Annotated in this window: 11 protein-coding genes; 1 reads left to right on the plus strand and 10 read right to left on the minus strand. The window is 59.8% G+C overall.

What is annotated here, in order from left to right:
* Positions 1–37 precede the first annotated feature (37 nt).
* The 10 genes from FAES_RS19605 to FAES_RS19650 all read right to left on the minus strand — a co-directional run bounded on the left by FAES_RS19605 (position 38) and on the right by FAES_RS19650 (position 21,941).
* Entirely contained in the window at positions 38–691 is a 654-nt protein-coding gene (locus FAES_RS19605; RefSeq protein WP_015332960.1) for a hypothetical protein, read from the minus strand.
* Positions 692–744: 53 nt separating this feature from the next.
* Positions 745–1,887, minus strand: a complete 1,143-nt coding sequence (locus tag FAES_RS19610; protein WP_041258165.1) for a hypothetical protein — start codon at positions 1,885–1,887, stop codon at positions 745–747.
* A gap of 125 nt (positions 1,888–2,012) precedes the next feature.
* Positions 2,013–2,927 carry an alpha/beta hydrolase gene (locus FAES_RS19615; protein WP_015332962.1) on the minus strand — a complete coding sequence of 305 codons (915 nt, stop codon included), beginning with the start codon at positions 2,925–2,927 and terminating at the stop codon, positions 2,013–2,015.
* Positions 2,928–3,004: 77 nt separating this feature from the next.
* The gene (locus FAES_RS19620) at positions 3,005–5,182 is read right to left on the minus strand and encodes a prolyl oligopeptidase family serine peptidase (protein WP_065814279.1); all 2,178 of its coding nucleotides are present in this window, start codon (positions 5,180–5,182) and stop codon (positions 3,005–3,007) included.
* Between the two features lie 157 nt (positions 5,183–5,339).
* A complete protein-coding gene (locus FAES_RS19625; protein ID WP_229364507.1) occupies positions 5,340–5,753 on the minus strand; it encodes a hypothetical protein in 414 nt (137 codons plus the stop codon).
* A gap of 92 nt (positions 5,754–5,845) precedes the next feature.
* On the minus strand, positions 5,846–8,782 hold the full coding sequence (locus tag FAES_RS19630) for a fibronectin type III domain-containing protein (RefSeq protein WP_158408795.1): 2,937 nt from the start codon (positions 8,780–8,782) through the stop codon (positions 5,846–5,848).
* Between the two features lie 23 nt (positions 8,783–8,805).
* Positions 8,806–10,932, minus strand: a complete 2,127-nt coding sequence (locus FAES_RS19635; RefSeq protein ID WP_041258166.1) for a fibronectin type III domain-containing protein — start codon at positions 10,930–10,932, stop codon at positions 8,806–8,808.
* Between the two features lie 2 nt (positions 10,933–10,934).
* Positions 10,935–19,133: a hypothetical protein gene (locus FAES_RS19640; RefSeq protein WP_041258167.1), complete on the minus strand. Its 8,199-nt coding sequence runs from the start codon at positions 19,131–19,133 to the stop codon at positions 10,935–10,937.
* A gap of 184 nt (positions 19,134–19,317) precedes the next feature.
* On the minus strand, positions 19,318–21,072 hold the full coding sequence (locus FAES_RS19645; protein WP_015332968.1) for a hypothetical protein: 1,755 nt from the start codon (positions 21,070–21,072) through the stop codon (positions 19,318–19,320).
* Positions 21,073–21,305: 233 nt separating this feature from the next.
* Positions 21,306–21,941 carry a response regulator gene (locus tag FAES_RS19650; protein WP_015332969.1) on the minus strand — a complete coding sequence of 212 codons (636 nt, stop codon included), beginning with the start codon at positions 21,939–21,941 and terminating at the stop codon, positions 21,306–21,308.
* Between the two features lie 191 nt (positions 21,942–22,132).
* Here FAES_RS19650 and FAES_RS19655 point away from each other — a divergent pair, with 191 nt between their 5' ends.
* On the plus strand, positions 22,133–24,019 hold the full coding sequence (locus FAES_RS19655) for a pseudouridine synthase (RefSeq protein ID WP_015332970.1): 1,887 nt from the start codon (positions 22,133–22,135) through the stop codon (positions 24,017–24,019).
* The last annotated feature ends 58 nt before the right edge of the window (positions 24,020–24,077 follow it).

Here is a 24,077-nt window from a genome sequence, read left to right on the forward strand (position 1 = left end):
GGCGGCTGTCAAACGCGGTATCGACGTAGGAGTACTGTCACTTATTGGGGTCGACCGACACGTAGAACGCCATAAACGCCTCGGCCCGGTCACGGCAGTGAACAACTGACGCGGGAAACTTTGCGAACGTAATCGGGTTGGCAATCTGAACGTATTTTACTGGGTTCTGAACACCCCCACCGTTCGGTGCGTAATCCAGTTGCAGCGTAAACGCCACCTGATTGGAGCGGATGGTGGGTGGCGGTACGGCGGGGTTGACATTCACCCGGTTGACAAGGGTAAGCTCTTTCGTATCGAGTGGATAGTCGACCTTGGCTGTACTGATGGTATAAAAACTCAACGTAGGAAAATTGACGGGTACAGGTTTCGGCGAAAAGCTGGGTACGTTGATGCGCCGAAACACGAGCGAGGCCTGATAGACGAAGCTTTTAAGACCAGAATTCTGTGCAACGATAACGGCCTGGCTACCGGGCAAACTAACCGTCGCGTTGCCCGGCTTGAGCGTCGCGACAACCTCTTTTTTTTTGCCCAGTATGTTGATGGCAAAAATCTGAAATTCGCAGGGATACGGGCGGTCTTTGCCGTCGACGGTTTTGCAGGGGCGAGTATCATGGGGGTCGGAGGCAGAACTGGGCGCGGGGCGTGACGCCAGCAGGCTCCCGACCAGCAGCAGGCCAAGTAGGTAGTTCATAGGACTGAATGGAGTTGACTGTAGTTGACTAGTGATGCATGTGCCGACTGGGTCTAACGCAGCCGGGTCAGTTGCAGGTCGAGGGTATCACCCCACCAAACCCCCTTGATGCGCAGGGTTTTCTGGGTACGTTCGCTGAGGGTAGCGCGCAGCGTGTCGGGCTTGGGGTCGTTCTTTTTTCGAGCAATCAGCAGCCGTAGGCCGTTCGTTGTACTGTCGTATTCGTAGCGCCCGCGTAGCCCTTCGGCAGGTTTGTACCGGTACGGATTGGGGCTAAGGGCCACTTCCTGCCAGCCTGTAAAATAAAGGCGATTCCAGGCCGTCGTATCCGTCAACCAGGCCGTTGACGACACGCGCTGTCCGTTGCGCGTGAGCTGCTTTACCGCCCAGGCCCCAACCAGTCCGTTCTCTTTTTTTCGGTCGTGAGCCAGTACCTGAATCATTCCGAAGGCAGCCAGCAGAGGCAGCAGGCGCAGGAAGGGCTTGATCCAGTGCCGCCCGATCACAACGGGTGGCAATCGGTCGACAATATCCCAGAAAGCCCGTTTCAGTTTGGGCCAGTCGAGGGCGAGCAGGAATAACAGCCCCAGCGTGAAGACCAACGAGTTATAAAGCGCTCCCAGCGCAATTGTGTAGAACAGGTTGATCAGCACGATATTGACCATCACTGGCAGCAGGATCATCACCCCCAGCAGCGTTGTCCGGCGATAGAGCAACAGCAAGCAGCCCCCAATCTGAAGCAGCGCAATGATAACCGCCAGTGTGTAGGAATAGCCATAATAGAACCACGTTAGCTGAAAACCGCTTAAATCCCCAACGGGCATATCGAACCGATCAGGGGGGGTATCGAACTGGGTTTTGAAAAGTTTCGCGAACCCATACGTTGAAATCTCGAAAGCCAGCCAGTAGCGAATGATCCCCTGTAACCAGGCATGCCGCGCCCCACTCGATACGCGCCCGTCACGTTCCTGCCGGTGCCAGATCCAGGCATACGTTATTCCGCCCAGCAGACTCACCACAACGATGCCCAGCAAAACGTTCTGGGCATACTGACCATAGCGAATCCAGAAGGCATCGGGCACAAACTCGAGTCCGGTCATCAGCACGTTGAGCACCCCGATAATAGCCAGTGTGCATTCGCAGCCTTTAACAAACCAGGTTGTGGCAGGGTAAACAGGAGGCAGGCTTGTAGTCATAAAAGAGAACGCGTTTAACCGATGGAGCAGGGGTTCCTGGTTCATTCGATGGCCTGTCGGCTAGGCAACGGGATGCAATCCCTTGCTGAATAACCTACCAGAGCGGGCCACCTACTGCCATCGGGTCAGGGAGAGGTCCGGATGGCGGCAATCTGTTGCAAGACAAACGTCAGCGCGGGCTTGATCACCGGGTGGTCGGCAGCCCAGACGGCCCCCAGGTGCCCGATTTTCTCCTGCTCAAACAGGGCCGTTTTCACGCCCACCGCTTGTAGCCGCCGGTGCAGCTGCACGCCATCTTCCCGGATCTCATCCTGTTCGCTGACCACGATACTGGTGGGCGGCAGGGCCTTTAATTGCTGGTCGGTAGCCGCCAGTGGCGATACAAACGGATCCGAGGCTTTAGCCAGGTCGGGCAGGCCCCACCGGATCACCAGCTCGTAGGCTTTGAACGTCGGCGAACCGGGCCGCACGTCGAGCGCCGGATTGATGAGTAGCTGGGCCGCAATGGGCACCGGCCGGGCGGCCGTCGCGTTTCGCAGGCAGGTAGCAGCCGCTAAATCGCCCCCGGCGCTGTCGCCCAGCAAAATCAGGGGGCCTTTCTGACTGAGTGTGCTGCGTTTGGCCTGAATCCAGTTCAGTACGGCCAGAATGTCGTCATTACCGGCGGGGTACGGGTATTCGGGCGGCCGACGGTACTGCACAGCCACCACGACGGCCTGCGCATCATGGCAGAGGCGTCGGCAGATTTTGTCGTGCGTCTCCAGATCACCCGCCACCCATGCGCCACCGTGTATGTGGTAGATGATTGGCGTCGGCCGGTTCGCGGGCGCGTCGGCCGGTCGGTAAATGCGAATGGGAATCGAATCGGTCCTGGTTCGGACAACGGCATCCCGCACGGAGCCAACCGGACTAGAAGGCGTTTTTAACTGGTCGATATCCTGGGCAATTGATTGCCGCACCTGCTGGGCGGTTGGCGGCTGGGCCAGTACTCCCCCGATCAGCAGCAGTTGGCTGGCTAGCAGCGAAAGTCGTCGTTTCATAAACCTGTTTGTAAGCGTTGCTTTGGTCGTCACGGATCAACACGGTGTAGCCGCTGATCCGGAACCCGTGTGTGCCGCTATTTCTTCGCTACGCCAACCGGCTGAAAATCGGGATGACCCGCCTGCCAGAGGCCAAAGGCAAACATGTTGGCGAAGTTGCGGAACGTCACCTGCTTGTCTTCGGTGAAGTGGCCGTTGTCGTAGTTGACCTGCATCAGCACCGGCCGGCCGCTTGTGCTGGCGGCCTGGAGGGCGGCGGCCAGTTTGCCCGGTTGCCAGGCAATCACGCGGGGGTCGTTCATGCCACCCACGCAGAGCACGGCGGGGTAGTTGGTGCCTTCTTTCACGTGCTGAAACGCGTCCATTTCGTAGAGCGCCATGCACTCGGTAGAGTCCTTCACGGTGCCAAACTCAGCGGCGTTGATGGGGCCGTTGGGTGAATTTTCCATGCGCAACGCGTTGGAACAGCTTACGTTACTAATGGCCGCCGCAAACAGGTCGGGGCGCTCGGTGATGGCCCGGCCAATGAGCACGCCGCCCGCCGACGTACCCATGCCGATGAGCTTGCCGGCGCTGGTGTAGCCGTTTTTGATCAGGTATTCGCCGCTGGCGATGAAGTCTTTCCAGGTGTTGGGCTTGGTGGTTTTATAGCCCGCTTTGTACCACGCCTGCCCTTTCTCGGAGCCGCCACGCGGGTGCGTTTCGGCCAGCACCACCCCCATGTTGAGCAGGGCCAGGTTGCGGCGGCTGAAGTAGGGCGTCCCCGAGATCCCGTAGGCACCGTAGCCGCTCATCAGGCAGGCAGCGCTGCCGTCGCGTTTGAGGCCTTTTTTATAGACAATCGACAGCGGGACCATCGTACCGTCGTGGCTGGGCAGTTCCACTTCCTCAACCACCAGATCGGCCACACCGGGGTAGTTGATGGGTACGTGGAAGGTGCTCGTGGTCAGCTTACGAGTCTCCGGGTTGTAGTCATACAACGTACCGGGGTCGTTCCAGGAAGTCGAGTAAACCAGCACCTCGTTGGAGCGGGGCGCCTCGTAAAACTCAATGCCCATGGTGCCGGTGCCGGGCATGGGTACGTCGGCCCACTGGTTGGTTCGGCTGTCAAACTGCCGGATTTTCTCGTTGATGCCATCGCTGAGGATCACAAACAGAAAGTCTTTCGACGACGCCATGCGGGTGATGTTCAGCTTGCTTTCGGGCAGCAGCACGGTGGCCGTCGCAACGTTAGGGTTGTTGGCGTCCGTCACCAGAATCTGCCCGTTGGGTGCCCCTTTTACGCTCTGCACAAACAGCCGGTTGCCGAGCTTCAGAAAGGAGTTCACGCTGTCGGTGACGGTGCAGAGCCGCTTCCAGGCGATGGTTGGCTTGCCCACTTCCGAGGCCGGTGCCACCCAGGCCGTGGCCCGCCGATCGACTGTGCCCAGATACCCGTAGACCTGCGTCTGATCGTCGGAATAGAACATAACCGGGTATTGATCGGGCTGGATACCGAAGTCTGGGTTTTTGGCGATGGAAAACAGCTCGGGGTCGGTGGCGGGGGCGGTGCCCAGTTTGTGGAGCCGGCCTTTCGTGTTCAGGTTGCCTTGGGGGTCTTTGGTGTCCATCGAGTTGTTGGGCGTATAAAGAAACCCGCTGTTGTCGGGCAGCCAGCTCACTTCCCCACCAAATACCGCGGTGATGCTCTCCGGCCTGAAGGCGGGCGGCGTTCCGCTTTTCGTGGGTACGTCCATGGTGCGGATGGTGGAGAGTTCGGCGCCACCTTCCTGCAACCCGACGATCAGCTTCTTCCCGTCTGACGACGGGTTAAAGGCTGTCATCATGTAGGTTTTGCCTTTTTCGTAGGTCGACGGGTCAAACAGCAGCGTTTCGGGGCCGGTCTTACCCTGCCGCATGTAGAGTTTACCCGCCTGTTCACTGGGCAGCGTCTTGCGGTAGAAATAGGTATCGCCCCGCCGTTTGATTTCCCCGTAGCGCACAGCCAGCCGTTTGTCGTAATCGACAAAGGTTTGTATGAGCTTATCGCGGCCCGGAATCCGGTCGAGCGTGGCGGTGGTGTAGTCGCCCTGCGCCTTGAACCAGGCTTTGGTTTCGTCGCTGTTCATGTCTTCGAGCCAGCGGTAGTTGTCGACGACGGTTTTGCCAAAATAGGTATCGGTAACGGGGCGTTGGGGAGTAGCCGGGAGCGGCGCCGGTTGGGCCAGCCCTTGCAGCGACGCGAGCAGGCAGCCAAGCAGGAGATTCGTTTTCATGGTAAAGGAGAGTTTGTTAACGAGGTTTGACAAAATTGCTGGCTCACCAGCCACGCGCTATCTCATAGGGATGGGATCCGGGCCGTCGTCGGGCGCGACGCCACCAGGCCAATTCAGTATCGTGACCGATTCACGATCAGCGGGTTAGCCAGCCAAGTTAATCAACCGGAACCAGCTGATACTCATTGACTGTGTTACCGGTTTTGCGGCTCTCGGCGGTTCGCTGCAAGGGTAGATTCTGCGCCGTGGGCGGCTCCACAATGTAGTATTCGATGGTGCCGATGGTATTGGTCGGCTGGGGCTTCAGGTTCTCCAGAATCAGCCGTTTGTTATCGGGCGACACCGACCAGGTACCTGTCAGGGTGCGGTTGTCGATGTCGATAAGCTTCACCACCGTGGGGTCGGTGAGGTCGAGCCGGAAATTAACGTACCCAGGCTTCACATTGGCCGTACCGCCCTGCGTGTAGACCACCGCCGTTCCTTCTTTCACCGTCTGCGCCTGCCACACCCGGTTGATGTTGAGCGGCGCCACTTCTTTGGGCTGGCAGGAAAGGATTAATGAACAATGCACAATGAAGAATGCACAATGGATTGCCTGGCGAATCTGGCACCGTGCGCGGCGGAGCCATTGTACATTGTCCCTTGTACATTGTTCATTCTGCTTCAAGGTATCCATATCTTTTTCGTGTAACGGTGTTGGTCGGTGTCGATGCTGAGGATGTAGAGGCCGGCGGGCAGCTGGGCCACGTCGTAGGGAAAGCGCGTACCGCCGTTGATACGGCAGTGGTCGGTGAGCATCGTGCGGCCGCTCAGGCTCACGAGCATCAGGTTGGCCTCCTGAAACTGCGTCCAGTTGAGCGTCACGACGAGCGTCTGGGTACGTTCGTCTACGTGGGCGTACATGCCCTCGGGCAGGGGCAGCGGGCGCACGGCAATGATGGCTTCGCCGGTTGTGACTGGCACCACGTTGCTGTTACCCGACGAGCCGTTGGCGTTACTGCTGCGGATACGGTAATAGTAGGTGGTGTTTTCGGCCAGATTCTGGTCCAGGTACGTGGTGATGGCGTCCGTTACCTGCCCTACCTGTTGAAAACCGGTCGTAGGGTTGGTCGAGCGCTCGATCGTGGTGCTCGTGGGGCCGTTGGTGATGCCCCCCCACGATAGCTTCACCCGGTCGTAGTCAACCAGTTCGGCTTTCAGGTCGGTGGTTGTCGAGGGCACGGGCAGGGCGGGCACAAGCCCATTGGTCGTTACCCAAACCGATGACCCGGCGCTGTTGAACGCCCGGAGCTGGTAGTAGTAGGGGGTGTTGGCGATGAGGCCCGTATGCGCAAAGCCGGTCGCGTTCAGGCCCTGGTTAGGCAGCGACAACGACTGCCAGGGGCCCGCGCTGCTAAGGCTCCATTGCAACTCGTAGCCCGTTTCGTTAGTCGCCACGTCGGTCCAGACCAGGTCGATGCGGCCGGTGGTGCCGTTGGCCACGAAGCCGGTTGGCGGGGGCGGCGCGGTCAGGGGCGGCGGGTTAGTGGTGGCGCACTCCGGCCCGGCAAAGGCGGATGCGCCCGCACCGTTGGCGGCCAACACCTTGTAACAGTACTGGCTGCTGGGGTTCAGCCCCGTGTGGGTGTATTCGCGCGTATTGACTTCTACGTCGGTAAGCTTGACAAATACGGCCGTCTGGCTCGTGGCCCACCAGATTTCAAAGCGCGATTCGTTGTCGCTGTTGTCGGTCCACGTCAGCCGGATCGCCGTGTGTGATTGCGGCGTAGCGGTCAGGCCCGATGGCGGACGCGGGGCCATCAGGGGCGGCGCCTGTGTGGTTGCATCCTTCACATCTGACCAGTCGCTGTTCAATACCGCTCCCGCCGCTGTGACCAGCACCGCCCTGATTCGGTAGAAATAGCGCGTCGAGGGGGCTCGACCGCCATCGGTTTTCTCGCGACTTTCCGCCGGCATGTTCGTATCGACGTTCTCCCAGGGGCCATTGTTGGTGGATGACCGTTGCAACTCAAACCGGGTAACGTTGCTGCCATTCTGTTTCCACGTCAGCCTGATATCGGTGCTCGATTGGGCCGCGGCTACCAACTCGAACGGCTTCTCCGGGCCCGTTACGGGCGGGGCATTGGTACTGGCATTGGCGGTGCTGTACGGCCCGGTGGCGCCCGTAGGCCCCACGGCCCGAAGGCGGTAGTAGTAGCGCGTGTTGGCCACACGCCCACCGTCGATGAGTTCGGTGGCGTTGGCGGCGGGGTTCGCGACGCGCTCCCAGGGGTCGGCGTTATTGGCGCTGCGATCGAGTTCGTAGCCTGCCGCCCCGGCCACGCCTGTCCAGGTGAGTTTGATCTGCGTATCCGACTGCCCCGCTGCCGCAAAGGTGCCGGGAGCCCCCAATGGCGCGGCCTGTGTGGTTTCGCAGACCAGACCGGGCGTCCAGTCACTACTGCCGATCGTGTTGATGGCCCGAACGCGGTAGCAATAGCGGGTGCCCGGTTTCAGGTTGGTGCTGCCATACGTGACCGTGCCAGTGTTGTTGGGCGGTGCATTCTGGAGGTTGGTCCAGGTGGCGCCCCCATCTTCGCTGCGCTGTACCTCGAAGCCGGTTTCGTTGTCGCTCAGGTCGGCCCATTGCAGGTCGATCTGCGTATCGGACCGCACCGTCAGCGACAGGCGGGCGGGGGCATTGGGCCGGGCAGACTGCGTGTTGGCGCATTTACTCTCCGATACCTGATGGCCGCTTTCCTGGATGCGGTAGCAGTATTGTTTGTCGGGTTGCAGGCCCGTGTCGGTATACTCACCCCCATCGGCCAGCCAGTCTTTAAGCTTATTCCAGGTACGTTGTCCGTCGTCGCTGCGTTCGATGGTAATGCCCGATTCCTTGCCGTAGCCCGTCCAGCTTAATCTGATCGTGGTAGTACCCGTGGCGGTGGCGCTGAAATTACGGACGTTGGACGCCGCCAGCGGTGTGGTCTGGCAGGCGTTGGGCGAATAACCCGACGTGCCCTGTTCGGCATCTTTAGCCCGTACCCGGAAGCAGTAATTGACGCCGCCCGACAAGGTGGTGATCTTGTAAGTCAGGCTGCTGCTTCGGCCCGACGCCCGCGTGTCGATCACCTGCCAGGCGCCACCCGCTGGTTGCATTTCCAGTTCGTAAGTGGTCGACAGTTGCGTCGTCCAGGTTACCCGGATCGCGTTCGTCTCTACTTCCGATAGCGTGGGGGTGGGCGGTGTGGGCGGCGCGGCCTTGGTTGTGCCCGGCGTCGTATTGGAGTAGTTGGTGTAGGTATTGCGGCCAAGTGACCCACGTACCCGGTAGTAGTAGGTACGTGACGACGCCAGATTCTGGTCGCAGTAATTGCCGGTAGCCAGCGCACCGGCGGCCACCGGCTGCGATTCGCCCACCTTGCTCCAGCCAGTACGCCCGTCGTCCGACCGTTCGACGTCGTAGGGAATTGAGCTGGCTACGTTGGGGGTCCATTGGAGGCAGATCGACCCGCCGTAGCTGACATTGACGTTCAGGTTGGTCGGTGCGTTGGACTGAGCCTGTAGGCGTCCGAAAACCAGTAGACCGGCGAGGAGTAGACAAAAGCGAACGAGTGTCATGGGTGTGGCGTTTAGCGGGCTGATCATTCCACGTACAGGCCAACGGTGTCCGGGTTACGGCTGGCGTGCCCCCGGCTGTCTTCGGCCAGAATCTGGTAATAATTGGTCTTTTTCAGCAGCGGGGTCTTGTCGACAAACTGAGCGGTGTTCCGGGGGAGCGTCGTTAGTTTTTGCAGCGGCCGACCAGCCTCGGCGCGGTAGACCACGTACCGTTCGACGGTTGGGTCAAGGGGGGCATCCCACTGCACCACCACGCCCGGCCCGCTTTGGAGCAGGCGCACGTTGCGCACGCCCGCCGGGAAGGTTTCGGTTACGGTGCAGCGGGCCTCCACGCTGGGAGTGCTGAGTTGATCGCCCGCCCCGACCGTTCTGACCATATAGGCGTAGGTATTCCCCTCGCGGATGGTCGTATCGGCCCAGAAATTCGTTTCGGCCCGCAATGTAGTGAGGGTAAGCAGCTGCCAGTCCGCGGGCTTATTGTCGGTAGTAACCAGGCGGCGATACACCCGAAAGCCCCCCGCGCGCTGCCGGGCTTCGACCAGGTTGGTCCAGTAGAGGTTCACGGCCCGGCGCTGGGGTGTGTTGTCGCGCAGGCGGGCGGTGAGTTGAGCCGGGGGCCGCACGGTCGTTTTGCCCACGATCGTAACGGGGGCCGACAGCGGACTGATGTTGTACGACGTATTGACCGAAGCCACCGAATACACCCACACTTCCGAGTCGCGGTCAGGCAGGGTGTCGGTTACCGTGACGGTCGCGGCAGCGCTGGCGATGAGCCGACCCACCTGCTCGGGTTTCTGGTCGTAGTCGCGGGCGCGGTAGAGGTAGTAGCCCGTTACCGGCCCGGCGGGGCGGTCCCACGTCAGCGTTACCGTACGTCCGTTTTGTTGACTCCGTACGTTTTCGGGGCGGGCGTAATTGGTTTCGGCCCCTTCCAGCAGCGCCGGAACGCGGGCCGAGGGGTAGGTCTTGCCGTAGGCCGTATTGACGACGAGTGTGTAGAAGTACGTTTGCACGGGCCGGACGTTGGCGTCGTAAAAAACCGTGTCCGTAGGTCCTACGCTGCCGATACGCACAAACGTTTTATCGAAGTCGTTGCCCCGGAAAATGTCGATCGACGTGATGTCCCGCGACGGGGTTACGCGCCAGCTCAGGCGGAGCCTTTTTTCAGCCCGGATGCTGTTCACCCGAAACCGGTACGGTATGAACGTGATCTCGTTGGGGCGGGCATTGTAGACGTTGTACACCGCCGATGCCGTGCCCCGGTTGCCCATGTAATCGCCCGGCACCACGTAGTAGGCGTAGCTCAGTTTATCCACTACTGTTGCGTCGTTGAGCTGGTAGCGGATGCGCCCGTTTGTCGACCGGACGGGGTAATACGAGGCGACCACCGGCTCAAATTCACCACGCAGGTAGTAGGCGCGGTAGAGGTACAGCACCTCTGGGGCACGGCCACTAACGACCTCACACTCGATGGTCGCCGTGGGGCCTTTGGCGTAAGCCGTGTCAATGCGGAGTACCGTAGCCGGGTACGTGCCCGGCGTGGATACGCCCCGAATTTCGCCCACCGGGGTCGTGCTGCCATCGGCATTGAGGCGGCTCAAGCGGTAGTCATAGACCAGGTTCGGTTGGGCCGTGGCATCCCAGTGGCCCAGGCCCGCAGCAATGCGATACTGCGGCGCCACCATCAGGTTGGCGAGCGAGTCGGCGGTGGCGTGGCGGCGCAGTACCTGGTAGCGGGCATCAACGATGGGCCGGTCAGGCAGTGTCAGGTACACGGGCGGCATCTGGGCGATGGCTTCGTTGAGTCGGCCGGCGAACCCTTCGGGTAGGGCTGGAAACACCGACTCGGCGATGGGTTCGTAGGCCGCGCCACCCGCCGGGCTGCGCTCCAGGCGGTACCGGAACGTTTTAGGCAACTCACGGCCGAAGGAGAGGAAAATGCCGCCCACACCAGGCTGTGCCGTAAACTGCCCCGTCAGGGCCGCTCCGACTGGTACCGTGGCAGGGCGGGGTGGTGTTGACGGCACTGGGCGAGCCGTCGGCCGGGTAATTCGGCGCCCATTCGGGCTCGACTGTGCCAGTACGGATTGGGTCAGCAGGCTGCTGAGTAGCGCCATACCGCCGAGCAGGTACGTGTGTAGTCGGGTCATGGCTATTGAGCGGGGGGAAGCGGCGTGCCGCAGTTGCATTGGATGGGAATGCTGCAATCTTTACCGGGGAAGCCACTGGCTTCGATGAAATCAAAGGAGAAGACGGGCGAACCGGGCCAGTGCACCTCCGCCTTGACGCCCAACGTTTTGGACACGCTCACGTCATCAAACACGCCGCAGGCACTCACTTTGGCCTCGAAACCCGCCGCCACGGTGGCTCCCATGCAGATTTTCGGGTCGGTCGTCGATAAGGTGCCGACCATGTCGCCCAGCACCAGCACGTCGGCCGAAGCACTGGCGCAGAGAATGCGGACGCCGATATCGCCCGACGCAACGGCACCCGAGCCGAACGTGACGCTGAGGCCTTTTTTGATGTTCAGTTCGCTCGACGCAAACAGCGACACGTCGGCCTTCGCCCAGGCCTCGGCTACCAAGACATCGATCTTGAGCTCTTTGTGGAGTACCGTGATGCCCCCGCCCATAAAGAAGCCGTGAATCCCAGTCGCTTCGGTGATTTTACAGGGCAGCAAGGGGTCTTTCGACGAGCCCCGCAGGATGGTCACCGCGTCCGATTCATACGTATTCCGGTAGCCAATGGCGATGCCCATTTGCAGGCCCTGAATGGGCGGCGGCAGCTCGCCTTTGGCCTGCACCGACGCGACCAGGTAAAAGCCATGCTTGTCGATGAGCATACTACCCTGCCCCCGGCACTTAAACGGCCCAATCCCGATGGGTTTGCGGAACCCTCCATTTGTACCGGGGAAAATATCAGGGTCGCTCAGGTCATCGTAGCCCGCTTCTACCGGCGCGCTGATGTCGATCGAGCCGATGATCGCCGGCTTTGCGAAGTCCACCAGCAGCTTCACTTCGCCCAGGGGCGTCGTCAGGTTATCGATCTGGATGCCCTTATTGGTAATGGACACCGTGCCGTTGGCCTCTTTCCCCGAGCCAAGCAGCGACAGCTTGTCCAGCTTAAAATTGCCTTTGGGGTCAATTTTCAGGTTACCGCCTTTGCTGCTCAGGCTGTCGATGGCCAGCCCTTTCGTGTCCAGTTCTTTCACGTGCATATCGCCGTAGACGGTATACTGCGTGAACCATGCGTTGGCCGGATCAGGTGATTTTTTCAGGCCCTCGTTGTCGTAAAGCTCCCCGTAAAAGGTCAGCGGCGCGGCCCAATCGGCGGCCCCTTTTTTAACCTGCGCGCCCACGATCCCCAACACGTCGAGCTTGTGCTTGCCGGTCATCGACACGGTTTGTGGCACCACCTGCAACCAGATGGGCGACGCACTACCCGACCGGGCGCAGAGGAGCGTTTTCAGCACCGGCATGGCACCCTCTTCCACCGATGTGCCGTCGATGACTACGTCGGTAGGCGTGATGCTGAGGTTGGGCTTACCCAGCGTGGTCGTGAACCTGGTTTTGCCGAGCAGATCAACGCCCCAGGGCGCCGTAATGTCGGAATACGTACCGGTTACGCCCTGCGCTTCTTTCAGGTAGTTGACGCTCATCTCCAGCGGGGCCGCGCGGGGAACACCAAGCAGGTTGAAACCGCCCTTGAGGCTCAGAAAGCCTTTGCCGCTCGTGAAGCCCCCCGGCGTAAACTCCGTCAGGCTGTTGCCCCGCACCCGGAACGTCTGATCCTGGCTGACCGTCAGAATGTTAACGTTGTTACTGAGCAACTGTACGTAGTCGAACCGGATGGTCGTTTTGTCTTTTTTGCCCGCCTGCGTCGACACCAGCAGGTCCCCCGCCGAGCCGGGATTGGTGAGGGTCAGCACCCCCGCCGGGCCACCCTCTTTACCAAAGGCACCGAGTTTCCAATGCCCCTTGCCATCGAAGCCTGTGTCGAAGCTGAAAAACGCGCCTTCGGGGTTCAGGATAGCCAGTTCAGCAATGCCGTCGCCGATGGGCAGCTTACCCAGTCGGGGGCCTTCGAGCAGAAACAAATCATGGCGCAGCACGAATTTCCCGAAGGCAATGTCCGCCGCCCCGGTCTTCATCAGGATCGGGTCATTGGCTGTTGAAGCCGCCACCTCCCCCGGTTTGACGATTACAATTGGCCCCTGCTTCACGATGCCCCCTTCCTGCGGGTCGATGCTCCAGTCGCGCACGGTCAGCGTCCAATCCTCAAACTTCAGTTCGAGGGGATTGCTGCCTTTCTTGGGATAAATCAGCTTGTCGTCGAGCACCAGATCATCGATGTGCACCTTGAAATCGGCCGGTTGCATGTTGTCGATATGGCAGTTCAGATCGACCGAGAGGTGAATCCTGGCATCCGTGGGGTCGATGTACGACGCGGCGGGGTCAGCATCGGCCGGGAACTGTAGGAAGCTGAACCGGATGCGACCGCCCTTCTCGTCGGAGAGCGCATACTTCGTCAGCGTCGGAGCGGGGGTGACGATTTTCTTCGTGAAGGCCCCATCCGCCGACAGGGCGTTGAGCACCTCAATGCGGCTGTCGGTGGTCGTGACCGCTACGTTGGTCGTCGTTTTCTTGCCGTTGATCACCACCTCCTGCTGCTGCATCTGCGTTTTGCCGGTGGTGGTAGCGAGGTAGAAATTCTCATCGCCTTTGTTGGCAAAGCTCAGGTACGTGCTGGGGTAATCAAACGAGTTATCAACGATTTGCACCTTACCTGCCAGCACCCCCCGACCATCGGTATTCCGACTGATGGTCAACGCTTTGGGGGCGTCGCCGGGTTTATAGTCGGAGTGGCGAACCAGCACGTTGTACCGCTTGGCGTACTGGAACTTGAGGTCAGCCACGCCATCGAGGGCCACCTGATCGGCGGCGGGCGTACCTACTTTCTGCCCCCCGCCGCCGTCGGTTGCTTTAAACACGACCTCGCGCAGCCGGGCCACGTCGCCGGTCGCCAGCCAGGTGAAGGCGGTCTGGCTCTTACGGAGGTCCACCTGCCCGGTGACCTTCACGGTACCGTCGGCCTGTGGCTCTAGCTTCTCCACCGTCAGCGGGAAACCGTAGGCACTCTGCACGAGCATCCCTTTGTAGGTCGTCAGCTTCAGGATTACGCCCGTAGCCAACCCGTTTTTGAGCGTTACGGTCGCTACGGCCCCCACGATGGTATTGGTTTGCCCATCGAGGGTAGCCCTGATTTTTACGGGGCCGTCGGTGAGGGGTAACCCACGCAGGCTGAACGTACCCAGCGTGGTGCCGAGCTGCCCGTTGGCCGAATTGGTACGGATGAGCGCTTCGCCGCTGTTGTCGCCGCTCACATTCCCCGCCGACACGGATGCCGGTTCGGTCTCGTTCAGGCTTTGCGCGTAATCAAGGTACACCTTCGCCCCTTTTACCGGCTCCCCGTCGAGCGTCACCAGGCCGTCGATGCGGCCCCCGGCTTTCATCAGCACGGTGTAGACCGTCCAGTTTTTCGACTCTTTATTTTTAACCTCAACCAGTTGCGGGATAAAATCGCTGTTGGTTCCGCCGTTAATCTTCACCGTGTAGTTATCAACCGACACGTTTTCGAATTCGATGCTGGCGATCCCCTCCTTGCCGGTTTTCTCTTTCTTGTCGAGATCACCGTTTACCGTCACCCAGATGTCGGGAATAGGCTGGTTGGTAGCGGCATTCTTTACCAGAAACCGCATCCGGTGCTGCACACGCTCAACCGTAATGGTGTTCAGGTTGCGTTTCTCGTCCAGCTTCAGGCCTTTCAGTTGTAACGTGTCGGCCCAATAACCAGGATCGATCGGTTCCACAATCAGTTGCTGGTTACCACTGGACGCGACGGCGATGGTAAATGACCCATCGGGTTTGGTTTCCACCACCGAACTGTCGGCCATGCGCCGCACATAGGCCGGGATGCCCACCGTCTTACCGGTTTTCTGGTAACCGAATTTGGGGTCAGCCACCACTTCAGGTCCTTTCACGACACCCGTTACGATGGCACCGGGGACAAACTGAAGCGCGATATTGTACGACGTACCCGTTGGGTTCACGGGCTGTGTCTGGAATTCGGCGTAGCCGTCATCTTGCTGTCCGTCGAGGCGATAGCCGGGTACGTAGGCCATCAGGTAGAAGCGTTTGGCGCCTTCGCCCTTGGCAAAGTAATTCCCTACCGGTAACTCGAAATAGCCCGAACCGGGCGTAGATAGGTTCGTCAGCCCCGCATTGACGGTCGTTTTATTGCCCTTGGCGTCAACCGTATAAATCGGTTTGGGTACGCCCTTCGCATCCAGTTCAAACAGCGATAGCGTTCCTTTCAACTTCTTATCCGACGACTTATCGACGAACTTGACGAGCAGCCGCGACGGCCCCGACTTTACCGTGATTTCGTCGTAGAGAAGGTTGGTTTTACTATCGAATTTGCCCAACGCGGAGAAGTACACGTCGTTCGGATCGGTGCCGAAGTTAGTTGAGCGCGTAACCACCCTGGCTTCGAAATAGTCGATGGCATCTTCCTTGGGCAACACATAGAAATAATACTGGCCGAAGAAAAGCAGGTTGGGTTCTTTGCCGGGTGTCCATTTCGTCAGGTAGCCTTCATTGTCAGTTTCACCTTCGGCGTAGTATTCGACGGCGTCAGTGCCAGGAAAGGGTTTACCATACGGTGTCCAGAGCTTATTGTATGACGAGGTGGGCAGGGTTTCGAACTTGTTTTTACCATTCCCTTCTTTCTCGGGTAGCTGAATCATCCCTTTGCTACTCTCCCGGTAGATGATGACCCGTGCTCCCGACACACCCAACAGTTCGCCTTTTTTCACCGGATCGGCCTTCGTCACCCGCACCTTGTAGGGATATTTGTTGACGGCATGCACAATCTCACCCATGTCGAGGCTACCAAACGCCTGAACCAGTACGGTATTGGAGACCGGGGCCGTCGTGTAATAGCCCGCTCCCTGTTGCAACTCGAAATAATAGAATCGGGTGATCGTGCTGATGGTGGTGACGTCGTCGGGGTAGGTGAGTTGAACAGGCGAAGCCACGGGCACGTCTTCGCTAAACAGCACCTGACGCAGGGTTTCGTCGGTCTCCGCCGGGCCGCCGCCTGCCTTTGCGCCAACCTGCTTGACTGCCTTGCTCCCAGCCTGATTGCCGGCGCTCTGCACCCCATAGGCAGCAGCGGCATCGAGCGAGGCCTGCTGGTAGGCACCCTGCATGGCACCCGGGCTAGTGTTGAGTTGCCCGCTGATGCCGTTGTCCATCTGCATCTGCTCCAGTACGCCGAAGTTGAGCAGACCCGTCCCGTCGAAATCGGGGTCGGTCAGCATGTCTTTCTTCGCCTGCTTTCCAGTGGGGTCTACCCCTTTGTTTTTGGCTAACCCGTTGGCGCCGGGATCGTCGTATTCTACCGAAGACGCGCTCACCTTGCCCGTGGCGTTGATGATTCCCTTGTAGTTGAGGTTCACCACCTCGACGCTGAAGTTGCCGTTCTTATCAGTCTTGCCCGTTCCCATCACCACGCCCTGATCGGCGGTGGAATAGGTATGCTGTTGCCCGTCTGCACCGGTATATGTCACGTTATCAAACTTGTAGAACGTCTGCTTGATCTTCTGCCCCGTACCGCCCCCCGTGACCGACGGCTGGTAGTTGTTGTTGATCGAGTAGCCGACCTTCACCACAAAGGGCATATTTCCCATTACAAACTTTTCGGGTTGGTTGGGCCAGCTATACAGCATCCGGCCCGATAGCTTCGAGGTGGGCGGCAGCAACGACCGCAGTTTGTAGCTAGCCTGGTGGCTGAAATAGCTTTTCGAGCCGTTTTGCACCCCATACCCGTTGGCCAGGGTGGGCTTGGGCACCTCGAAGAAGAGCGTGTCTTCGGGCGCAGCAAACGTCGCGTTGGCCTCGGCGGTGGTCAGATCGCCGGTCGGTTTGTTGTTGTATTTGCCGATGACCTGTTTGGCGGTAGCAATTCCTTTGGCCGGATCGGGGCGGGCCGAGAGGTAGTAGTCGTCGCCGGTGTTGGCGTTGCAGAGCAGGCGGTCGAACACCACCACGCCCTGAGGTTTGCCGTTGACCGTCTCGATAACCGTTTTGCCCGTTGCAATCAGCACCAGTCCGCTGCTGGCTTTGTTGAGTTCTTTCTGCTGCGCCTGCACCGCCCCACCATCAATGTCGCCCTCAATGGCCGGGATGCCACTGTCTTTGCCTTTACGGTACACGTCGATGACGATGCCGTCGAGCGCCTGATTAATCGACTGTTCCATCTGCACCTTCGTTTTGCCGTTTTCGTAGCCGACCTGCGCCGTCGTCGGTTTCCCATCGGCTGTGGTCAGGGTGTACGACAGGTTGAAATCCTTGGTCACCTGTACTTTTGCCGAATAGGCGTAGACGTTCACCTTCGCCAGGCCTACGGCTACGCTGGTGCTGCCGGGCGTATAGGTCAGCGAACGTACCTCGCTGGTATTCTGGTAATAACCACTGGGCAGGTTGAGCGTATAATTGAGCGCCGTTTGGGGCACCAGCGTATTGTCGGCCGGACCACCGTTTTCGCCGATTGTCGCTTTCTGGATGGTCGTTTGCCCTACCACCGTGCCGATTTGCAGCAAGGCGGGCAGATCGCTCCAGGCGATGGGAATCTCATAAATCCCATTGGCGTCGGTTTTCCCGTAGTAGGTGTAGGGCAGATCACCCGAGGCGGGTGGCGCGGTCGTTTTCGCTCCCTTGGGTACGTTACCGCCCGAACCAGCACCTGCCGTAGTCGTCTTTGCTTTCGAGTTGCCCACCGCCGCTAATTTCTCCTGGGGCGAGAGCGCCTTACCCGTAGTAGCGGACGACTTGAGGCTGCCATTCTTGCTGTTATCGGCCAGCAAATCGGCCACACCCTGCTTGGCATACTGGGTCGAGAAACTGATCTTAACGTCGGTGTTATTGGCCGGATAATCGCCCGTCATCCCGTCGCCGGTAAACTTGTAGCGAATTTGTCCGCGTACGATAAAGCCCGCACTAACCTGTTTTTTGAGGCGGAACGAACACGTTTTCGAGGTCAGCGGCCACTTTTTCAGGTCATCGTCGCCCAGCGCTTTCCGAACGGCGTCGGGTAATACCAGCTCAACCTGGTAATCGTACTGCTGATCATAAGCCAGCGCAAAACCAGGCTGATCGGGATTGCCCGCGATAAACTCCTTGCTGGTGGGCGTGGGTGCCCAGGCAATTTTTCCCCCTTCGTGATCGAAGACGGTCAGTTTATACAGGCCGCCTGCTTTCTGAATTGCCCCGCGCACGCTGGCGCTGTCGGTGCTGTAGCCCATCTTCTGCGCCAGCAGCTTACGAAACGTAGGATCGGGTTTCCACGACAGAGCGATGCTACTGCCGTTGCCGGCCGTCAGGGTGGCCGGAGCGGTTGATTTCAGGTCGTCGCAGGCCACCAGCACGGCCCGGTTGATTGTTCCACTTCTGACCACCATGGGTGTGCTTTTCAGTGAATCCAGGCCCGCCGACAGCAGCAGACCGTACTGAAACGCACAAACCGGGCTTTTGCCGTCGTTGAGAAACTGGGTTCTGCCACTCAGGTCCCGCGCCTGCACCCGCCAGGCGTATTTCTTACCCGGAATCAGCAGTGGATGCACCACCGAGTACAGGAACGTACTGGTTTTCAACCCCTTCACTTCGATGCCCGATTTGGGCAGCACCACGGCATCGATAAACACGTTAGGGTCGGCGGTTTCGAGCGGCAATTCCACAATCCGCAGCGTATAGTCGACCATCGCGGGCGACACGCCCACGGGCGGGGTCCAGGTAAAAACGAGCGTTTGCGGCGTCAGGGGCTGCACCTCGGCATCGCAGAGGGGCGCAATCAGGATAGGTGGCTCCACGGCTTTGACCGGAAACGGCGGCGAACACCCCAGCGGGTTCTCAGGTGAGAGGGGACGGCTGGTGGCGTTATCGTAGGCCCGAATACAGAGTTGATAGGTCCCCTCCGGTAGCGGCAGCCCCCGATACAGGCTATTCCGGTCGACACCCTGCACATCGATCTGATTCAGATCAAACAGACCCGAGAGGTCGGCGTAGGTCAGCAGCCGGTTCTGAAACGGCTCCAGCGCGAGCGGAACGGGCGGGCGGTAGTTGGGCAGCGTCTGAATCACCACGCCGTTGTCGCCCGTCACGTTCCCCTGCAACCGTACCTGCAGGCGGTTGGCCGTGGTGTTGCGCACAAAGACCTGCACCTGTTTACCCGCCCCCGCATAATCCTGCAAATAAGCGCTATAGGGCGGCAACACGCTGATGGTGATCTGCACGTCGTTCTGCGCAAACGCCGGGAAAAGGGTTAACGCGAAGACGCAAAGGAGTGCGAGCTTACCCCACCCCCGGCCCCTCCCCTTATTGCAAGGGGAGGGGAACAAGCCCGGCTTAGACGCGGAGCTACTGTAGAGCGGTTCCCCTCCCCTTATGTCAAGGGGAGGGGCTAGGGGTGGGGTGTAATCAGAACGAGATGCCATAGCCAAGGTTGCCTCTGAGTTCGTTGAATGTTTGCTCGGCGATGCCGGTATCGGTGTTCAGGTAATAGAGCGACACGTTGAGTGTCTGGCGTTTGGCGAACTGGTAGTTGCCCGTCAGCGAGGCCGTAATGACCTTGCCCGTTACGCCCATCTGCTTGTTTACCAGGTAGCTGGCATTGAAAGCCGTTGTCAGTTTTTTATCGAAAAACGCCTGATTCATCCCCACGGTGGGGCCGTAAAACCGGACAATGCCGTCGTTGGTGGGCGCCAACGTACCGGTGCTATCGCGCAGGCCGAGCGTAGCCGCCACGGGCAGGTTGGTTTGGGTATAGGTCAGCACGGCGGTAGCGCCCCACCCCGTCACGGTTTGCTGGTACAGGTACGTCAGGTTGGCGTTGAGGTTCTTGTTTTCCGTTTGGGCGGCCGTGCGGGCGTTCAGATCGCTCAACTGCTGGTAGGTGGTTGTGAGCAGAAAGCTTTGGACGATCTCTTCGCGTTGCCGTGTGTAACGCAGGTTGAGGGTGGCCGACAGGTTGTTCTGCGCCAGCCGCAGCGTATCGATCACCGGCCGCAAACCCGCCTGCTGACTGATGCCGTAATTGCTCAGTTGCAAGTCGGCACCGAACCGGGTTTCCGGGTTGTAGCTGACGAGCAGCGAACCAATCGTCCGTCCCGTGCGGACGTTGCGCGAGTTGGCCAGGTTGTCGAACTGAATACCGTAGCTTCCCGATAGCCGGAGTCTGTTCTCCAGCAGGTTCAGCGACGGGGCGATGGCGTAGCTCTCGATGTCGGACTGGAAGTAGTAGGCTCCCATCGTCTGGAAGTTCGGGTCGATGCGCTTGTATTGCAGCTTCAGCCCGCCCCAACTATCGCGGTAACCCACCGACGCCTGCACCGCCTGCGTGAGCTGGGTGCTGAGGCGCGGCGTGTAAAACCGCCCGAACAGCCGCACGACCGGATTACTGCCTTCGGCGGCCACTTCACCCGCCCGCAGATCCCGCGTGTAGGCACTCAGGGCGGCGTCAAGTTCGACCGTAAAAACCTTCCTAATCAACAGGCGGGAGGTAATGCCAACCACCAGGTTTTCGGCGGGCGTAACAGTCTGCGTAGCCGATTGGGGCACCGACAGAATCGACGACGAGTCGTCTTTGGCGCGCAGCATGGTCAGGTCGACGTAGTTATTGGGTTTGCCGTAACCCACCTTCACGGCGTACCCCGTTCGGCCGTAGCTGGGCAGCACATTGGCGTCAGCCAACGTACCTGAGATGGCATTATTGAACCGGCCGTAGATGGCCCCAAGCCGCAGCTTGCCGGGGTTGAGCTCGACGCCGCCCCCCAGAAACGTATGCCCCGCCAGCGTAAACGGCGAGAATGTAACGTTGCGGTAGCCGCCGTGCACGGTGAGCCATTTGTAGGTGGGCGACAGACCAAACTGGTTGAACGGCTGCCGGACGCTGAAACTCGCCCCCTGATTGCCCAGCACCGCCGTAATCGGGATGCTGAGGCCCTGCGGCAGGGCGATGGTCACCTGCCCGCTCAGCCCCAGTGGGGCCGTCTGGTTGCGGGCGGCAATGCCGTTGGCCGTGTAGAAGCCAGCGTAGGCATTGAGCCCGCCCGACACCTTCACGTACCTGGCCAGCAGGGAAGGTGCTTTTGCCAGCGAGTCCGTTTGCCCATGAGCGGGCGTCACGGTCTGCCAGACCAGACAGCAAAACAGGATGGATAGAAGACGGCGCATCGGATTAGGAGCAGCGTGAACCACGTCGAAGAATGGTCAAAACTACAGCCCTAACGCCATGTGCATCAATCGGATAAATGTATGATCTTCACCAACGGCTGTCCATCTGCCACACACCGTACTGGTCCGATTACCGCCGCGCAAAGGAACGCCACAAGGGGCTCCGGGCGGCCGTTGGGGCACTACACCTTACCTTTGGAAAGCGCTGCCGTTCAGCAGCTTGGGCGGGCGGCTCAGTAGTGGCCCGTTTTCAGCGCCTTGGCTACCGCCTCCGATTTGGAGTTGACGTGCAGCTTCTGATAAATGTTGACGATGTGGGTGCGCACCGTGCCCATGCTGATGTGGCAATGGGCTGCAATCAGTTTGTAGCTGTCGCCCTCGACCAGGCGGCGCAGCACCTCCTGTTCTTTTTCGGTCAGGTCGAAGCTGCTGGCGGGCGCCGGGCGCTTGGGTGGCTGGAACGTACCCAGCAGTTTAGCCGCGATTGTCGGCGTCATCACGGCGCCGCCCGCTGCCACGTCGCGCAGCGCCTCGGTGAGCCGGCTGCCGGGCGTTTTCTTCAGCAGATAACCCATCGCCCCGGCTGACACGGCCTCGAAGACGGCTTCGGGTTCTTCATGGACGGTGAGCATCAATATGGGTGGGGGCGCGGGCAGCGTCTGAATCAGCCGCACCGCTTCGATGCCCGACCGGCCGGGCATATCAATATCCATCAACACAACGTCGGGCTGATCAACAACGATCGTTTGCGTGACCTCCAGCGCGTTGGGGTAGGCACCGATCGGCAGTAGATCATCCGTAGTGTCGAGCAGCATCACCAGCGTCTGTCGCAGCGAGTCGTTGTCGTCGTAGATAGATACCCGAATCATGGTGTGTACGTAGTCTGTCTGCAAATGTAATGGCCCGGCCTATTCGGTTCTATCGGATAAAGGTATGATGCTATTAAATAGTACAAAAGGTTGTATCTTTGCGCCCCCGTTGCCCAGTCAATCTATGCATTATAGCTGATGCTCAACGGATTTTACGCAAAACAGGCAGTAGATGCTTACTGCATTTTTCCATGAAACGTAATCAGGATAACAACGACCGCTTTGAGCGCCGGGATGGTGAAGGTCGTTCGGATGGCCGTCGTGACGATGCCCGTCCGTTTGCTCGTAATAATCAATCAGGCGAACGCCGGGACGCCGGCCGCCGGGAGGGTGGTTCAGACCGCCCCCGTTTTAACCGCGACGACCGTTCGTCGGGTGGCGATCGGCCCCGTTCGTTCGATCGCGACCGCAATGCCGGCTCAGACCGCCCCCGTTCGTTCGACCGGGACCGCAATCGGGACGAGCGCCCATCCGGTGATCGCCCTCGTTCGTTCGATCGTAACCGTTCAGACCGTCCGTCAGGTGATCGCCCCTATAAACCTTTTAACCGCGACGATCGCGCTGAGCGCCCCCGCTCGTTTGACCGGGACCGCGACGACCGCTCGTCAGGTGGTGACCGTCCTCGTTCCTTTGATCGCGACCGTACGGCTGGTGATGACCGTCCTGAGCGGCCGCGCTCATTCGATCGCGACCGCACTGCCGGTTCAGACCGCCCCCGTTTCAACCGGGATGACCGCCCCGAGCGGCCGCGCTCGTTTGATCGCGACGACAACCGCTCAGAAGGCCGTCGTTCGTTCGATCGGGATGGTGGTTCAGACCGTCCTCGTAAACCCTTCAACCGCGACGAGCGCCCGTCGGGTGGTGATCGCCCCCGTTCGTTCGATCGCGACCGTAATGCCGGCGGTGATCGCCCCCGCTCATTCGACCGGGATCGTAACCGCGACGAGCGCCCATCCGGTGATCGTCCCCGTTCGTTCGATCGTAACCGCGATGAGCGCCCCGCTGACGATCGGCCACGCTCGTTTGACCGGGACCGTTCAGACCGTCAGTCGGGTGATCGGCCCCGTTCCTTTGATCGCGACCGTAGTGCCGGTGGTGACCGTTCTGAACGGCCGCGCTCGTTTGACCGCGACCGCAATACCGGTTCAGATCGCCCCCGTTCGTTCGACCGGGACCGTAACCGCGACGACCGTTCTGAGCGGCCGCGTTCCTTTGACCGGGACCGGAACAGCGAGGAATCGGGCGAACCCCATTTTGATCGCCGGACGGGCCGGTACAACAAAGCGCCGAATTACAACCTCGACGTGATGAAGAAGAATCTGCCGCGTACGAAGAAAGTCGCGCAGAATCTGAAGCGGGAGAGCGACCCCGATTCGATCCGGTTGAACCGCTACATCGCGAACGCCGGTGTTTGCTCACGCCGCGAAGCCGACGAACTGATTGGCAAAGGCGATGTGCAGGTAAACGGTAAAGTCATCACCGAAATGGGCTACCGGGTGAAGCCCGGCGACGTGGTGAAGTACGGCAACAAAGTGCTGAACCCGGAGAAAATGGTCTACGTGCTGCTGAATAAGCCGAAAGACGTGATCACCACGACCGACGATCCCGAAGAGCGCAACACCGTGATGGATCTGGTTGCCGACGCGGGTCCGTTCCGCCTCTACCCCGTTGGCCGCCTCGACCGCAATACGACGGGTCTGCTGCTGATGACCAACGACGGCGAACTGGCGGGTAAGCTCACGCACCCGTCGAACAACGTGAAAAAGGTGTATCAGGTGGAGCTTGACAAGCCTATTTCGGAAGAGCATTTTGAAGCCATCCGTAACGGCCTTGAGCTGGAAGACGGCTTCATCAAACCCGACGATCTGGCCATTGTTACGCCCGATGCGCAAGTCGTTGGCGTCGAGATTCACTCGGGCCGCAACCGCATCGTTCGGCGGATGTTCGAGTCGCAGGGCTACGAAGTCACGAAACTCGACCGCACCGTCTTTGCGGGTCTCACCAAGAAAGAGTTGCCCCGTGGCAAGTGGCGCTTCCTCGAACCGAAGGAAGTGGTGAAGCTCAAATATCTGATGTAGAAAACGAGTCTAACGGCCAGGGGCCACGGGTCAAGGTTGATCGACGCACAGTTTCTGA

This window comes from Fibrella aestuarina BUZ 2 (assembly GCF_000331105.1).
In the GTDB taxonomy this organism is placed as follows: Bacteria; Bacteroidota; Bacteroidia; order Cytophagales; family Spirosomataceae; genus Fibrella; species Fibrella aestuarina.

Bases quoted from the DNA above. Each gene is read 5' to 3' on its own strand.
- FAES_RS19610 (WP_041258165.1), bottom strand. From the start codon at position 1,887: ATGACTACAAGCCTGCCTCCTGTTTACCCTGCCACAACCTGGTTTGTT.
- FAES_RS19635 (WP_041258166.1), bottom strand. From the start codon at position 10,932: ATGACCCGACTACACACGTACCTGCTCGGCGGTATGGCGCTACTCAGC.
- FAES_RS19650 (WP_015332969.1), bottom strand. From the start codon at position 21,941: ATGATTCGGGTATCTATCTACGACGACAACGACTCGCTGCGACAGACG.
- FAES_RS19655 (WP_015332970.1), top strand. From the start codon at position 22,133: ATGAAACGTAATCAGGATAACAACGACCGCTTTGAGCGCCGGGATGGT.
- FAES_RS19605 (WP_015332960.1), bottom strand. From the start codon at position 691: ATGAACTACCTACTTGGCCTGCTGCTGGTCGGGAGCCTGCTGGCGTCA.
- FAES_RS19620 (WP_065814279.1), bottom strand. From the start codon at position 5,182: ATGAAAACGAATCTCCTGCTTGGCTGCCTGCTCGCGTCGCTGCAAGGG.
- FAES_RS19630 (WP_158408795.1), bottom strand. From the start codon at position 8,782: ATGACACTCGTTCGCTTTTGTCTACTCCTCGCCGGTCTACTGGTTTTC.
- FAES_RS19645 (WP_015332968.1), bottom strand. From the start codon at position 21,072: ATGCGCCGTCTTCTATCCATCCTGTTTTGCTGTCTGGTCTGGCAGACC.
- FAES_RS19615 (WP_015332962.1), bottom strand. From the start codon at position 2,927: ATGAAACGACGACTTTCGCTGCTAGCCAGCCAACTGCTGCTGATCGGG.